Origin of the sequence: Mycobacterium gordonae (assembly GCF_017086405.1) — a bacterium.
Lineage (GTDB): Bacteria > Actinomycetota > Actinomycetes > Mycobacteriales > Mycobacteriaceae > Mycobacterium > Mycobacterium gordonae_D.
In genome coordinates this window covers 3515282-3529473 of sequence record NZ_CP070973.1, presented here as the reverse complement: position 1 = coordinate 3529473, position 14192 = coordinate 3515282, and the positions used below count along the sequence as shown (strand labels likewise).

General features: G+C 64.0%; 12 protein-coding genes. 8 read left to right on the top strand and 4 right to left on the bottom strand.

Annotation, left to right across the window (positions count from 1 at the left end; translation table 11 throughout):
• Nucleotides 1-4: 4 nt before the first annotated feature.
• Nucleotides 5-742, bottom strand: coding sequence for a TetR/AcrR family transcriptional regulator C-terminal domain-containing protein (locus tag JX552_RS14895; RefSeq protein WP_205878088.1), 738 nt, complete (start codon nucleotides 740-742; stop codon nucleotides 5-7).
• Between the two features lie 156 nt (nucleotides 743-898).
• Between JX552_RS14895 and JX552_RS14890 the strand changes: the two genes are divergently transcribed.
• The 4 genes from JX552_RS14890 (at nucleotide 899) to JX552_RS14875 (ending at nucleotide 4197) form a co-directional block, all read left to right on the top strand.
• On the top strand, nucleotides 899-1348 hold the full coding sequence (locus JX552_RS14890) for a hypothetical protein (protein WP_241011057.1): 450 nt from the start codon (nucleotides 899-901) through the stop codon (nucleotides 1346-1348).
• 45 nt (nucleotides 1349-1393) lie between these two features.
• Nucleotides 1394-1573, top strand: coding sequence for a DUF6131 family protein (locus JX552_RS14885; RefSeq protein WP_205878087.1), 180 nt, complete (start codon nucleotides 1394-1396; stop codon nucleotides 1571-1573).
• A 345-nt stretch (nucleotides 1574-1918) separates the two neighbouring features.
• Complete coding sequence (locus JX552_RS14880) at nucleotides 1919-2938, top strand: alpha/beta fold hydrolase (protein ID WP_346779306.1); 1020 nt, start codon at nucleotides 1919-1921, stop codon at nucleotides 2936-2938.
• A complete protein-coding gene (locus JX552_RS14875; protein WP_205878086.1) occupies nucleotides 2938-4197 on the top strand; it encodes a fatty acid desaturase family protein in 1260 nt (419 codons plus the stop codon). Before JX552_RS14880 ends, JX552_RS14875 begins: the two co-directional genes overlap by 1 nt.
• Before the next feature lie 326 nt (nucleotides 4198-4523).
• Here JX552_RS14875 and JX552_RS32350 read toward each other — a convergent pair whose 3' ends face one another.
• From JX552_RS32350 to JX552_RS14860, 3 genes are all read right to left on the bottom strand, one after another.
• Entirely contained in the window at nucleotides 4524-4931 is a 408-nt protein-coding gene (locus tag JX552_RS32350) for a hypothetical protein (RefSeq protein ID WP_241011056.1), read from the bottom strand.
• A 225-nt stretch (nucleotides 4932-5156) separates the two neighbouring features.
• On the bottom strand, nucleotides 5157-6179 hold the full coding sequence (locus JX552_RS14865) for a glycosyltransferase (RefSeq protein ID WP_205878457.1): 1023 nt from the start codon (nucleotides 6177-6179) through the stop codon (nucleotides 5157-5159).
• A gap of 310 nt (nucleotides 6180-6489) precedes the next feature.
• A complete protein-coding gene (locus JX552_RS14860) occupies nucleotides 6490-7296 on the bottom strand; it encodes a GAF and ANTAR domain-containing protein (RefSeq protein WP_241011055.1) in 807 nt (268 codons plus the stop codon).
• A gap of 321 nt (nucleotides 7297-7617) precedes the next feature.
• Between JX552_RS14860 and JX552_RS14855 the strand changes: the two genes are divergently transcribed.
• The 4 genes from JX552_RS14855 (at nucleotide 7618) to JX552_RS14840 (ending at nucleotide 14189) form a co-directional block, all read left to right on the top strand.
• On the top strand, nucleotides 7618-8085 hold the full coding sequence (locus JX552_RS14855; protein ID WP_205878084.1) for an anti-sigma factor antagonist: 468 nt from the start codon (nucleotides 7618-7620) through the stop codon (nucleotides 8083-8085).
• Nucleotides 8086-8088: 3 nt separating this feature from the next.
• Complete coding sequence (locus JX552_RS14850) at nucleotides 8089-11058, top strand: AMP-binding protein (RefSeq protein ID WP_346779305.1); 2970 nt, start codon at nucleotides 8089-8091, stop codon at nucleotides 11056-11058.
• A gap of 628 nt (nucleotides 11059-11686) precedes the next feature.
• Nucleotides 11687-13321: a fatty acyl-AMP ligase gene (locus tag JX552_RS14845; protein ID WP_205878082.1), complete on the top strand. Its 1635-nt coding sequence runs from the start codon at nucleotides 11687-11689 to the stop codon at nucleotides 13319-13321.
• A gap of 64 nt (nucleotides 13322-13385) precedes the next feature.
• Nucleotides 13386-14189, top strand: coding sequence for a GAF and ANTAR domain-containing protein (locus JX552_RS14840; RefSeq protein ID WP_205878081.1), 804 nt, complete (start codon nucleotides 13386-13388; stop codon nucleotides 14187-14189).
• Nucleotides 14190-14192 lie beyond the last annotated feature (3 nt).

Genomic DNA, 14192 nt, shown 5'->3' with positions numbered 1-14192 from the left:
CGCATCACCGCGAGCCAGGTCCATCGGGGCCGGTGAGAGTCGCGGTTATGCCGGGAAGCAACAGATCGAGGAAGCGGTCTAGCTCAGCGGCGCCGTCGTAGGACGCCAGCACAGGTGCCAGCGCACGCAATTGCGGGAATTCGCCGATAGTGAGTCGGTGCAGCCCGAGCCGCAGTACATCGTCGTTTTCCTCCGGTCGCTCAACCACCTCTTGCAACTCGTTGAGAATGTGGCCGTAAAGGTAGCCGAACAGCACTCGGTAGATGTGCAGTGCATCCTCGCCGGTGAAGCCGGCAGAGGTGAGTAGCGCGAGGACATCCTCCAGTGGCCGCAACATTCCCGGTGGTCGCTGACCGAGTGGCGTGACCAGAGGCCGAGTCACCAGTAGCGGCACCACGTTGGGATGCGCCAGGGCCAATTGGCGGAAGTCACGGGCCACGGCGCGCAGTTGGCCGGCCCAGTCCGGGTCGGCAGTGTCCACGGACAGCTCGGCGAGCACTGTTTCGACGACGCCGTCAAGCACCGAAGCTTTGTTAGGAACATGCCGGTAGAGCATCACCGGATCTCGGCCTACCGCTTGACTCAGGCGGCGCATCGACAGTCCGTCGACACCGTCTCGGTCCACGATCTGCAGCGCAGCGTGCAGGATCGAGGACCGGTTCAGCTGGCCGTTGCCTCGGCCGGCAGCCGCCGCGTCCGCACCGTCAGCTCCGGTGTCAGGCTCGATCGACCGTCTTGTCATACCTCGGCGCTCCCTGTCTGGCTCGATATAGCGGCACCCGATCCTAAGTCAACACTGACAACTAACACCAGCAGTCATCATTTTTGGTCAACAGTGTTGACACCGTCCTCCGCTGCGCTTCTAATGGACTTAAGCACTGCAATCGGAGACTTCGACATGATTGTCATTATTGGGTTGGTGGTATTTCTCGCCGCCGTGATCGTCGGGTTACTCGGCGTGCTGAACAACGCAGGACCCGCACACCCGTTGAACGAGAGCTTCTCGGTGTTGGGCTACCACGTCACCGGGTCAACGGGCACTTTGTTCCTCTTCGGGATAGTGATCGGCGCGCTGGCGATGTTGGGTATGAGCGTGTTGCTGGCCGGCGCCCATCGCACCGCGGGCCGCGGGCGCGACGCTCGCCGCGAACTCAAAAGATCGCAGCGCGAAGTGGAATTTGTGAACCGAGACCGCGATTTTCAGAACCGGTCCGCCGCGGCCGCTGACTCGACGATGGACTCGGAGTTGGACACGACCCGACCGGGGAGGATGAGGGGTGCCCTCCTCGGTCGCCGGTCGTCAGACCGAGAGCAGGCGGCCCCACAAGCTGGGGGCGGACGCCGTTAGGGTGTCCGCAATCCTTCGCCAACGCAAAAGAATTCAGGTAATGCCATGATCGTTTTGGGAATCGTCCTTATCGTCCTTGGGCTCCTACTCCCCAGTGTCGCCCCCACCTTCGCCTTCGCCCATCTCGTTGTGGTTGTCGGCGTCATCCTCCTGGTTGTAGGGCTGATACTGATGGCGCTGGGACGGATGGGCCGCGCCGTCGGCGGCCGTCGTCACTACTACTGACCGGCACTTCATCCTGGCCGGCACTCGCTGCCGCGCCAGCAATGTTGTTCTAACGCGTTGCGCGACAACGGGTCTGCTCCGGTGCGTCGAGCGCACGCGACGCCGCACCGGCTAGCCGCCGCCTACGTCCGAGCACCGGCGTCGCCGACTACCCGCCCACGGCCAGCCCAATCAGGGTGAGAGCAATTTCTCAGAAGCCGCGGAGCCGCGACGAATCCAGGTAAAATCGGTGATTGGTTGATAGTCCAGCCGGCCCGGAACACCCTGTCCCTCCGGCGACAGGGTGAGAGTCATTCGCTCGCAGCCGGGCACTTCGGTGATCTCCGCCTAGGAAGTTCCCCCAATATGCATAGTGCCGATCGGACTGTCACGCAGCACATCAAAGCAGGGCCTGTCTTTGCCGGAAGGACGCCGACGGTGCCCAAGCGGTCCCGGATGCGGCTGAACTCGGGCACCGTCTCTTTTACGAAGGCCGGAAGCGGACCCGCCGTGCTACTCATCCACGGTCTGGGCAGCACGAGTCAAACCTGGCGGCACCTCCTCCCGGGACTGGCACGCACGCATACGGTTATTGCCCCCGATCTTCCTGGCCATGGCCGGTCAGGTCCCCCGGCCGGTGGGTTTTCGCTGGGAGCTCACGCGTGCACGATGCGTGATCTGCTCCTCACGCTGGGCTTTTCCCGGGTAAGTATCATCGGTCACGGACTCGGCGGCGGTGTCGCGCTGCAGAGCGCGTATCAGTTCCCGGAGCGTATCGAGCGTGTCGCCTTGATCAGTGGTGGCGGTCTCGGCGCCGACGTCGCTCCCATCCTGCGGGCGGCCGCCCTCCCGGGTGCCGACAAGGTCGTCGCCGCACTCAGCGCCGTTCCAGCGGGTTTGACTCAGCGACTGTTCGCCATCCTGCCGATACTTATCGGACACTCCGATGGCAACGTGCTCGCCGGCACGTTGCGCCGATTGACCGACGATTACCAACGGCAGGCGTTCCTGCAGACGGCACGCACAATCACCGACTGGCACCGGCAGTCGATGGGCGCACATTGCCAACTGGGTCTGCTCAGTGAGGTCCCGATGCTGTTCGCCTGGGGTGCCGATGACAAGGCCGTGCTCCCGATACACCATCGCGCCTTCGCCCGCCGCGTCCGCCATGCGATCACCGTTGAGATTGCCGACGCGGGGCACTACCCACACGAAACCGCACCGGCCCAGGTGCTCTCGGCGCTCCAGACGTTCTTGGCCGCGACCCAGCCTTTCCGCTACGTCGAAGATCACTGGGTTCGACGACTCGTCTGCGCCGAGCCGATTGGCGTCGGCCCCGAACCGCTCCGAAAAGCGCCCGCATCCGACGAACTGGTGACGACCTGATGGCCATCACCAACGTAGCCGAGTACGCCCATTTGAGCGCTGCGGATCTCGAGGCGCTCGCCACCGAGTTGGACGCGATCCGCCGTGACGTCGAGAATTCGCGCGGCGCCGACGACGCAGCTTACATCCAGCGCGCGATCGTGTTTCAACGCTGCCTCGATCTCGTCGCCCGAGCGCTGATCGGCGGCAGTCGCAGCAGGGCAGGGCTGGCTGTCGGCACGCTGGCACTGGCCGCGGCAAAAAGCATCGAGAACATGGAACTGGCCCACAATATCGGCCACGGGCAATGGGATTGGATGAATGACCCTGAAATCCACTCCACCACATGGGAGTGGGACATGGTCGGGCCGTCCTCCCAGTGGCGGTATTCCCACAACTACCGGCATCACGTCTTCACCAACGTGGTCGGCGTCGACGACGACCTCGGGTACGGGGTACTCCGGGTTGCCCGCGACCAGCAATGGAAGCCCAGCAATCTGCTGCAGCCGCTACGACATCTGTTGCTGGCGGTCACTTTCGAATGGGGTATCGCGCTCCACGATCTCTACTCCGAGCAAGACCGCTCCGAGACCGACGCTCAGAAGTCCGCGCAGACTCGGCGCCTGCTTCGCAAGATCGTGCGCCAAGCGGGCAAGGATTACCTGCTCTGGCCCGCGCTCTGTGGGCGGCACTGGAAGCAAGTCCTTTTCGCCAACGCGTTGGCCAACCTGTTCCGTAATCTATGGGCCTACACCGTGATCTGTTGCGGCCATTTCGCCGATGGCGCCGAGAAATTCACGCCTCATGCACTTGAGGGTGAGACCAAGCCGCAATGGTATCTGCGACAAATGTTGGGTAGTGCTAACTTTCGCGCCGGCCGGGTGATGGCATTCATGAGCGGGAACCTTTGCTATCAGATCGAGCACCACCTGTATCCCGACCTGCCCAGTAACCGCTATGCGCAGATCGCCCGGCGGGTAGAGACGATCTGCACGAAGTACGACCTGCCGTATACCACTGGATCGCTGGCCCGCCAGTACCTGCTCACCGTACGCACGATCGTCAAACTCGCCCTGCCGGATCGATTCCTGCACGCCACGTGTGATGACGCCCCAGAAACCTCGTCCGAGAAGAAATTCGTCAACTCCGCGCAGCGACCAGGTCTGCGCGACAACCGAAACGAAGCATTACGCGGACTCGCGAGCACAATAGGCAAGCGCAAACCTCATCAACGCCGCGTCGCCAGGAGGCGTTGGCAATTGGCCGCGGTGATCAGCTGAGCCGGGCGGCCGCACTACTGCATGGTCCCCTCGCTACTCCCCCGTGCTGATTGCCCCACCTTCGGAATCCCACCTCGAGTGTGCCGCGTCCTTAGCTTTGCGGCCGGCGTCCCGGCGAACTCCCGCCGCGCGGCGCATGCCGGCAAGAATTACCTGGCGACAGGTCAAGTACGGGCGGTCGGTAGCCGTTGGCGTCGATCCGCCGATGGCGGCTTGATCCGCGCCAGCAGGCTGTTCTGTGTGCGTCATAGAGTCTTCCCTCTGCCCGCTGAAGCGGGCTGGTGATTGTTGTGTGTAGTCCGACGGGCACTGTCGAACGGGCCCGCCTAGTGGCGGATTGTCTTGCTGTTGCGCCGACGGCCGCTCATGGGGTCGTTCCCTGACTTCTGATGTTCCAGCTGTCGGATCAGCTCGCGTTTGACTTCGCCCAACGCGTGGGTGATATCCGGATTCTCCGCGACGGCGACCAGTGGCGGATGGCCGGGCAGACACGTGCGTAGCGTGACACGCTGCTCCTTGCCGCCGCGATTCTGCAATGAGACGTCCACATCGATGTCCCGAGCATCCCATCGTCCCAACAGATGCGGCGCGAGCGTCGACAGTGTCTGCACAATGTGCTGGCCTTCGCGCGCCTTGAATCCAGCGCCGACGTGGAGGACATTCTGCGCGAAGACATTTTGCTGTTCGTCGGCTTGCTGTTCGTCGGCTTGTGGTTCGTCGGCAGGTGTGTTCATGGTGTGTCTCCTTGGGGTGGTCCCCGTGCCAGAGTCGGCGGGCGCCGATCGGATCCCACTTCGGAGGAATAGGCGGAATGTCGATCTCACAGGGGTTTGCAGATGAACTCCGCCAACGGCCGAATTCCGTATGGCTTCAGTCAACGCCCTTATCCGCGTTATGTCAACACTGTTGACCAACGGCGTTCGCGGCCGGTGCGCCTGGGAGCTGATCTTGGACGGAAATCATTGCCGCACAATCGACAAGCGCCGGGTGTGCTGCATCGTCGAGAGCACTGCCAGCGTCGCCTCCGCGCCTTGGTTCTGGTCCACGCCGTCGGCGAGCAGTGCGTCGAACCCGCCGCCGGTCTCCGGGTCCCACATGAGCTGTTGCGCGTCATTGGCACCGGAGAACCAGGCCGCGGCGGCCAGGATCCCGTCGCGCCAGATCGAACCCTTGTCAACAGCGCAGGCACGCGCACACGCGTCGGCCAGCGTGGACACTTCGATCGGGCGCTGATCAAACGCGGGCCGAAGGTCGGCGGGGCCTCGGCCGGCCGCCGGGGTGGGCGATAGATGCCCCCCTGCTGTCTCGTGTCCAAGCAGCCAACCCAGCAGATCCAAGCCCTGGTTCAGCAGGGTCGAATCGCCGAACGTGACAGCCGCCGCGATGATCGCCTCCGGGATCACCGCGTTCGCGAAAGTAAGTCGCGGCTCAGGCCACGGCCAGGCCGCATTTCGCTTCGGCGCGGCTGCCGCGGCGGCGTAGTCGGTGAGAAGTTCACGAGCGGGGCGGTGCCCGGGGTCGACGGACAGGAGTTCGGCGGCGCCCAACGCCGCGAACGCCATCGACCGAGGCCGGGGTGCTCGCACCTTTGCCGCACGTTCGAATTGAATGACAGCCAATCGGCGGATCAGCCCGACGTCACTGTGCGCCGCGGCAGTTCCCAGTCCCCAGATGCAGTGCCCCCAGGCGTCCCCCACCGAGGGCTCATCCTCCCAACGGCCCTTACTATCCATCCGGTTGCGGCAGGGTCCGGCGTAGGACTGCGCATCGTTGAGGAACTGCATGGCAACGCGCGCAAGGCCATTGACCGCCCCACCAGAGTCGGCCTCTCGAGAAGCCACGACGAGCATCCGGGCCATATCGTCGGTGCGGTAACCATGTTGGGTGCAGGGTACGGCCAGACAGGCACGGTGGACCGCGCCGCGCCGGTCGGTCAGACGCGACAGGTGGTCGAATCTCGGCTCCGGTGGGGACATGATCATTGCAGCGCTGGCCGTTCGGTTAGTAGTGGGCGCTGCCGCAAGAAGCGGGGCGATCGAGGGGTCGGAATCTGTCAAAGTTATTCCTGGAGCAGGCTGTCACCGGCATGTCCGGCGCGAGCGACTGCTCTGTGAAATCAGCGGCGGACGGCTGACGTCAGTCCGGACTGGCTGGATTCCCAACCACCTTTGACGTTACACCCGGTCACCGCTTACCGCGGATTGAGCAAAGACCGGATGAACGCACGCCGCAGACAGACCTAGGACCCCTCATAACGCAAACTTTCTGGCGGCAGCACCGCTTTCCGACTCGTTACACCGGGTTATCGGGATCAGCGCGTGAATGAGCGTGCGCGCGGCGCACGGCTTGGTCAACAAGCTGCCGCGCCACGTCAGCCAACTTCCGGTGCTCGGATTGGCTCATCACCCGCAATTGTGCGAAAGCCTCGTCAGCGGTGCGTCCCGTACGTCCGCGGATGATTCCGATCGCCTGATCGATCACGGGACGGGTGGACAGCGCCGTCTGCAACTGAACGGAGAGCGCAAGGGCGTCCGAGAGGATCTGCGCGTTGTACACGGCGACGGCCGCGGGTTTGGCGAACAACTCACCGAACTCAGCGGCATGTTCATCGAAAACGTCTCTGCCGTAAGCATATACATTGATCGCCCCGACGACCCGATCAGGGAGCAACAGCGGCAGCGACAGCGCGCTGTGCACCCCCAGTCTGCCCACCCGCGGACCGAATCGCGGCCACATTTTCTCCCCGCCCAACGAACCGGAACGGACGGTGCGACGTTCCAGCGCTGCGGTGATGCAGGGCCCCTCGTTGACGGTCACGTATTGAATTTCATCGATTTCGGCAACGAAGGGAGCGCTGGCCGCCAACGCGGCAACCATGTTGTCCGCTTTGTCCACGTTCAGCAACGTGACTCCGGCGCCGTCGGCCCCCGGGATCGCGCGCACCGCGAACGCCGCGACCTCCGCCAGCAACTCAGGCAATCGGCGATGGTTGGTGACCAGGCTCGCGAGGCTGGCGATCGCCTCGCGCAGATCGGTGTCGTCGGGACTGAGTTGCTCCGACCTCAGCGGGGCTCCATGAGGGCTGTCGGTGAACTCCACTACGCCGGTACCTGCTCCATAATCTCTTGGAACCCGCACTCTCGGTGACCCCAGGCATATTTCGGGACACACCCGCCGCGAGCTGATTCCCATCTTAGAAGGAACATGAGCGGCCATGCCAACGGCAAGCTCGGCCGATGCTCCTGCCGTCGACCGCGCCAGGCTCTTCACCTGTGCGGAACCCGCCAAACGGTGTAGTGTCAAAGCTGCTGAGAATCTCAGCTGGTTCGGGATAGGTTTCAGCCGTACGCTGCGGAACCTCAGGGGTAGTTGGACCCCGCGCCCTGACACGTCGGTGATCGTCCATATGACTGGATCACTATGATAGAAAAGCTTTTTGACACTGCGGCCCAGCCCGGTCGCGCGACTTTCGCCGTACCGAACAGCGGGCGGCACGATACCCAACTGGCGCGATGGGACACCCACCGGGCGAAGTCGTCGGTCACCATCGTCACGGCCCGAGGCGAAATCGACGGTTCGAACGCAAAGGCACTCACCAAGTACCTACTCGCCGAGATGCCACAGTGCCGCTCGCTCATCCTCGATATTAGCCGCCTGGAATTCTTCGGTGCCGCAGGATTTTCCACGTTGAAGGCGACAGCGGATAGCTGTACGGAGGCTGGAATACGGTGGGCATTGGTACCTAACGCCACCGTCGCAAGGGTGCTAGACATCTGCGATCCGAAAGGCTCGCTGCCGGCCGCCGATACCGTCGATGCGGCCCTGATCCTCATCCGGCATCTGGTTCCGATGCCGCACATCGGCAACCGTGACAAGGTATCGGTGTGACATGTGGTACTGGTGACGTGGGGTAGCGGCCTGATAACCGCTCCCACGAACCGGGTGATCGCGACCATCCACAATAGCGTCGAGGTGCTGCGCTACGGAGGTCTGAAGACTGGATCTCTTCCGTCACCGTTCCAGATCGTCCAGCGGTGTGAAATGTACCGGCTGAGAAGGTACTTCCCCGACACCGTCAACCAATCCGCGCGGCCGCCGGTAATACTTGTTCCGCCGATGATGATGTCGGCCAACGTCTTCGACGTCACCACCGACCAAGGCGCCGTTGGGATATTGCACGCCCTGGGCCTGGATCCGTGGGTGGTGGATTTCGGCTCTCCAGATCGTGAGACCGGTGGCCTCGAACGCACGTTGAGCGATCATGTCGTCGCGTTAAGCCGGGTCGTCGATTCGGTATGCGAACGCACCGGGCGGACGGTGCATTTGGCGGGCTACTCCCAGGGTGGCATGTTCTGCTATCAAACCGCGGCCTACCGCCGTTCCGAAGGCTTGGCCAGTGTGATCACGTTAGGAAGCTCGGTCGATTCGCTCAGCGGCCTGCCGTTCGGGATTCCCGTAGCCTTGGCGGGCCGTGGCGCACAATTGATTGCCGATCATGTCTTCAACCGTCTGTCCGTATCCGGATGGATGGCCCGCACCGGGTTTCAGCTTCTGGACCCCGTCAAGACGGTTCGGGCACGATGGGACTTTCTGCGACAACTCCATGACAGAGAGGCGTTACTGCCCAGAGAGCAGCAACGTCGGTTCCTTCAGGTGGAAGGCTGGGTGGCGTGGTCGGGGCCGGCGGTCGCTGAACTGTTGCGGCAATTCGTGGTTCATAACCGCATGATGGCCGGTGGCGCGGTGATTGATGGCAGGTTGATCACACTCGCCGAAATCACCTGTCCGGTACTTGCTTTCATTGGTGAGATCGACGACATAGGCCAGCTCGCGTCGGTGCGAGGAATCCGGCGCGCCGCACCTCGTGCCGAGGTTTCCGAGATAGTTTTGCGCGCGGGTCATTTCGGGCTCGTCGTGGGATCTACCGCAGCCAAACAGACCTGGCCCACCGTCGGCGAATGGATTCTCTGGCAGGAGGGCCGAGGACCCAGGCCCGCAAGCGTGCATCGGATGGACGCCACCCCGGGCGGCGAGATCGATGGCGCGCCCGGGCTTTCCTCGCGGGTGGCTCACTCGGCGGGTGTGCTGGCCGATCTTGGCGTCGGAGTGGGCCTGGGGTTGGCCGACGCTGTGACCGGAGCAGCGCGCAGCAGCCGGGAGATCGCGGGTGCGGCCGTGCGAACACTGCCCCAACTGGCACGACTCGGAAGGCTGCAGCCCCATACCCGGGTGTCCTTGGGCGCCTTGATGGCCGAACAGGTGACCAGAGCACCCGAGGAAGAATGCTTCCTCTTCGAAGATCGGGTCCTCACCAACAAGGCCGTTGATCGACGCATCGACGAGGCGGTGCGCGGACTCATAGAAGCCGGAATCCGCCAGGGCACCCACGTCGGTGTGTTGATGGACACCAGTCCCGACGCGGTAACCGCGATCGCGGCGCTCTCGCGGTTGGGCGCCGTGGCGGTGCTGCTACCCCCGGATGCCGACCTGGCCACTGCCGTGCGACTGTGCGAGGTGGTCGACATTGTCACGGACACAGGTCATCTGGTGGCTGCCGCCGCGACCGGTGCCAGGGTCCTGGTCCTCGGTAGTCGTGCCACAGACGTCGGGCGAACGGTGCCGGGGCGCGTCGTCGAACTGGGCCGCCCCGACCAGCCTCGCGCACGGCCGCCAAAGTGGTATCGACCCAACCCTGGCAAGGCGAGCGATCTCGCCTTCGTGTTCTTCAGTACGACCGCGGGGCGCGCAATGGTCAAGGAGGTCACCAATCATCGATGGGCACTGTCTGCCTATGGCACAGCCACCGCCGCCGCCCTCGACCGCGGCGACACAATCTATTGCCTGACGCCGTTGCACCATCCCTCATGCCTGATGGTCGGCCTCGGCGGCGCGATCGCCGGCGGGTCGCGCATCGCCTTGACACGCGGCGTTCACCCGACACGGTTCGCCGACGAAGTCCACCGATATGGCGTCACGGTGGTGAGCTACACCTGGTCCATGCTGCTGGAACTGGTAGAGGCCGCGTCGCCTGAACTCGCTGAACATCACCCGATCCGCCTTTTCATCGGTTCCGGCATGCCAGTTGGTCTGTGGCGAAAAGTCACCAAGCGATTCGCGCCGGCTCGGGTGCTGGAGTTCTACGCCTCGAGCGAGGGGGATGCCGTGCTGGCCAATGTCACTGGCACGAAGATCGGGGCCAAGGGGAGGCCGCTGCCCGGCAGTGCCCAGATTCGGCTCGCGGCCTACGATCCGGCCACGAGCCTGTTCATCCAGGATGACGACGGGTTCGTACGCGCTTGTGCCCAGGATGAGATCGGCGTGCTGATGGCGAAGCCGCGCTCCGGGCTCGATGCCGCACATGTGTCGATGCGCTCGGTCTTTGCTCAGGGTGACACCTGGATCAGCACAGAGCATTTGTTCCGCCGCGACGGCGATGGCGACTACTGGTTTGTCGACAACCGGAATACCGTGATCCATTCGGTGCGCGGACCCGTCTTTTGCCAGCCGATTTGCGACGCGCTCGGCAACATCGCCGCGATCGAACTCGCCGTGGTCTACCCCGTTGCCGGTGATACCCACGACCTCGCCGTCGCTGCGGTGACCCTTGGCAAGGGCGGCATCCTCACCGCGGAGCTGCTGACCTCCGCGTTAAGCGGCCTCCCCCGGAATGAGCGTCCCGCCATCGTCCACATTGTCGACCGGCTAACACTGACGCCCTCATACCGCCCATTGTCAACCGTTCTGCGCCGGGCCGGACTGCCCAGGCCGGGGAAGAAAATCTGGTACCACGACCTCATCAGCGGTCGCTACCGACGATCCCAAGTCACATCTGGCCAAGCCACCCCGTCCTCGCGTTCGTGAATTCAGGCTGCCCCGCGAGCGCCCGCGTTTGTGCGACAACACGCCGTTGCAGTTGGCTTGCCGCGGACTCCGGCACTGCCGCTTTTCGGATTCGATTGGCGCTCCGGACATATCGCTATCGGTCAACTCGCCCATCGCCGAGCAGTGTGCTGCACGCCAGTGAAGTCCGGCAAATCATCCGAGCGCGGGCCCGCTTACGCTATCCTTTGTCCCGGTTGACTCCCCAGCCTCCCGGAGGTGTCCGGCGGCGACTTTTGGTCCCTGCCGTCCCGCCTCCGCCCTCCCCGGTTTGCCGACGATTGTCGGCGTGTGCAGTCGGATCTCGGACCGACTCGGACGGAGTCCCATGCTCAGGGCGTCAGGGTGATTGCCGCAATTTTTGTCGAAATTGGCCCGTTTCCATGCCGTGTGGCACGTGAATGCCTGCCCCCATCGCGGCTTCGGTATTCGACACGATTGTCGCAACGACACCAAATATGCTTTCCCAAAGGGATTTTCGCGTCAGCACCGGTTGTCCGCGTGCGGCGATCAAGCAATTCACAATCAACGGTGCTCCCGCTGTCGCGCTCAGCGCTGCACGGTCGGAGCACGATCGAGGCGCGGTCACGTCGAGGCTGAAGGAACGACCATGAGCAGATTCACCGAAACCATGTACGCCACCGCTCAATCGAGTTCGAATGGCCTCATCACCGGAGAGCCGGACTGTCCTGTCCGGCATATGTGGGGCGAGGTGCACGAGCGGGCCCGCCAGATCGCGGGCGGCTTGGCCGCCGTCGGCGTCGGGCCTGGTGATGCGGTCGCGGTCCTGGCCGGCGCCCCGGCCGAGATCGCTCCGACGGCGCAGGCCATCTGGATGCGCGGCGCCTCCCTGACCATGTTGCACCAGCCCACCCCGCGCACTGATCTGCGACGCTGGGCCGCCGAAACCACCTCCGTCATCGAGGTGATCGGTGCGGCGGCGATCGCGATCTCGGACCCGTTCATGGCCGCCGTGCCGTTGCTGTCCGAGCTGGGGCTGACGGTGCTGGTGATTTCCGAGCTTCTCGACAGCCGCCCGATTGATCCGGTGGAGACCGGCGATGACGACCTAGCGCTACTGCAGCTGACGTCGGGCTCCACCGGCTCACCCAAGGCCGTCCAGATCAGTCATCGCAACGTCGTGTCCAACGCGCAGGCGATGTTCACCGGTGCGCGAATGAATATCGACACTGACGTGATCGTGAGCTGGTTGCCCCTGTTTCACGACATGGGCATGGTCGGATTCCTCACCGTACCAATGTTCTTCGGCGCCGAGCTGGTGAAGTTCACGCCACTGGACTTCCTTCGCGACAACCTGCTCTGGGCCAGGCTCATCGACAAATACCGGGGCACCATGACGGCCGCGCCGAACTTCGCATACAAGATGTTCGCCAGACAGCTTCGCACGCAGGCCGCCGCCGGCCAGTTCGACCTCTCCAGCCTGCGCTGGGCACTGTCGGGCGCCGAACAGGTCGAGCCGGCCGATGTCGAAGACTTCTGTAAGGCGGGACGGCCATTCGGATTGCGGCCGGAGGCGATGCTGCCCGCGTACGGGATGGCCGAAACGACCCTCGCGGTGTCGTTCACCGAATGCGACACGGGACTTCTGGTCGACGAGGTAGACGCGGACCTTTTCGCGGTACTGAACCGCGCCATTCCGGCCAAGAGCGGTAACACTCGTCGGTTCGCCACGCTGGGGCGTCTGCTGGACGGAATGGAGGCGCGCGTCGTCGATGAATTCGGCAACCTGCTTCCCGACCGGGGCGTCGGGGTATTCCAGTTACGCGGAGAGCCGGTGACGTTGGGCTACTCAACGATCGCCGGTTTCGTGTCGGCCCAGGACGACCAGGGCTGGTACGACACCGGCGATTTGGGTTATCTCACCGAGGCGGGGCGCGTCGTGGTGTGTGGCCGAGTAAAGGACGTGATCATCATGGCCGGCCGAAACATCTACCCGACCGACATCGAACGTGCCGCCGGTCGTGTCTCGGTCGTCCGGCCCGGGGGTGCGGTGGCCGTGCGCCTGAATAGAGGCCACGCACGCGAGACATTTGCTGTCGCTGTGGAATCCCGCTGCTGGCAGAACCCGGTCGAGGTGCGACGGATCGAACAGCAGGTGGCCCACGAAGTCGTTGCCGAGGTCGATGTCCGGCCACGCAACGTCGTCGTGCTCGAGCCAGGGATGATCCCGAAGACTCCCTCGGGCAAGCTGCGGCGGGCCACTGCGTCGGTGCTCCTGGCCTGAGCTTGCGGACGTGACCGCGGAGTAGATTTGTCGCTTGATCGACGGTGCAAGCAAGGAGAGATCGTTGGCAGAGTTCGACGCCCAGCCCGGTCGCGAAACAGCGCCGCAGCCCGAACTCTCCCCTGCCCAGCTGGAAGCAGACGAGGCCGAACTCTATGCCGGGCTTCGCGGAGTGGCCGGGTTGGTGGCCGGCGGCCACGGCGTGATCGAACTGCTCGGAGACGTCGCGCAGTTCGCTGCGCAGGCAATTCCGGGTGCCGACGGCGTGGGTGTCGCCCTGGTCGATAATCAGCATGCGTTATCCAGCATCCGGACCTGGGCGGCCACCGAGATGCTGGTTCACGACATCGACACCGTTCAATACGAAGAGCTCAACGAGGGGCCGTGCCTGACCTGTATGCAATCGCGGCGGCCCGTAGTGAGTGGGTCACTGGGCAGCGACAGTCGATGGCCGCACTTCGGTGGCCGGGTAGCCCGGATGGGAGTCCACTCTGCCCTGGCGTTGCCGTTGATCGTCGGCGATCACGTGATCGGCTCGATCAATGCCTATGCCAAACGCCGGGACGCTTTCGGGGAACACGCCGTTCAGTTGGGTTCGCAGTTCGGTAGACCTGCCGCGGTATCGGTGTACAACGCGCAGTTGTTGGCCAGCGCGCAGGAGCGGACGATGCGGTTGAAGCGGGCGCTGGACAGCCGCTCTGTGATCGATCAGGCGATCGGCATCCTTCGCAGCCGGTCGGGCGGCAGCGCGGGTGAGGCGTTCGACCGCCTCACCGAAATGAGCCAAGCCCAGAACGTCAAGCTGCACACCCTGGCCGAGCGACTGGTCGAAGAAGCCGCGCGGCGCGCCCGCGCACGGCGGACCTGAACT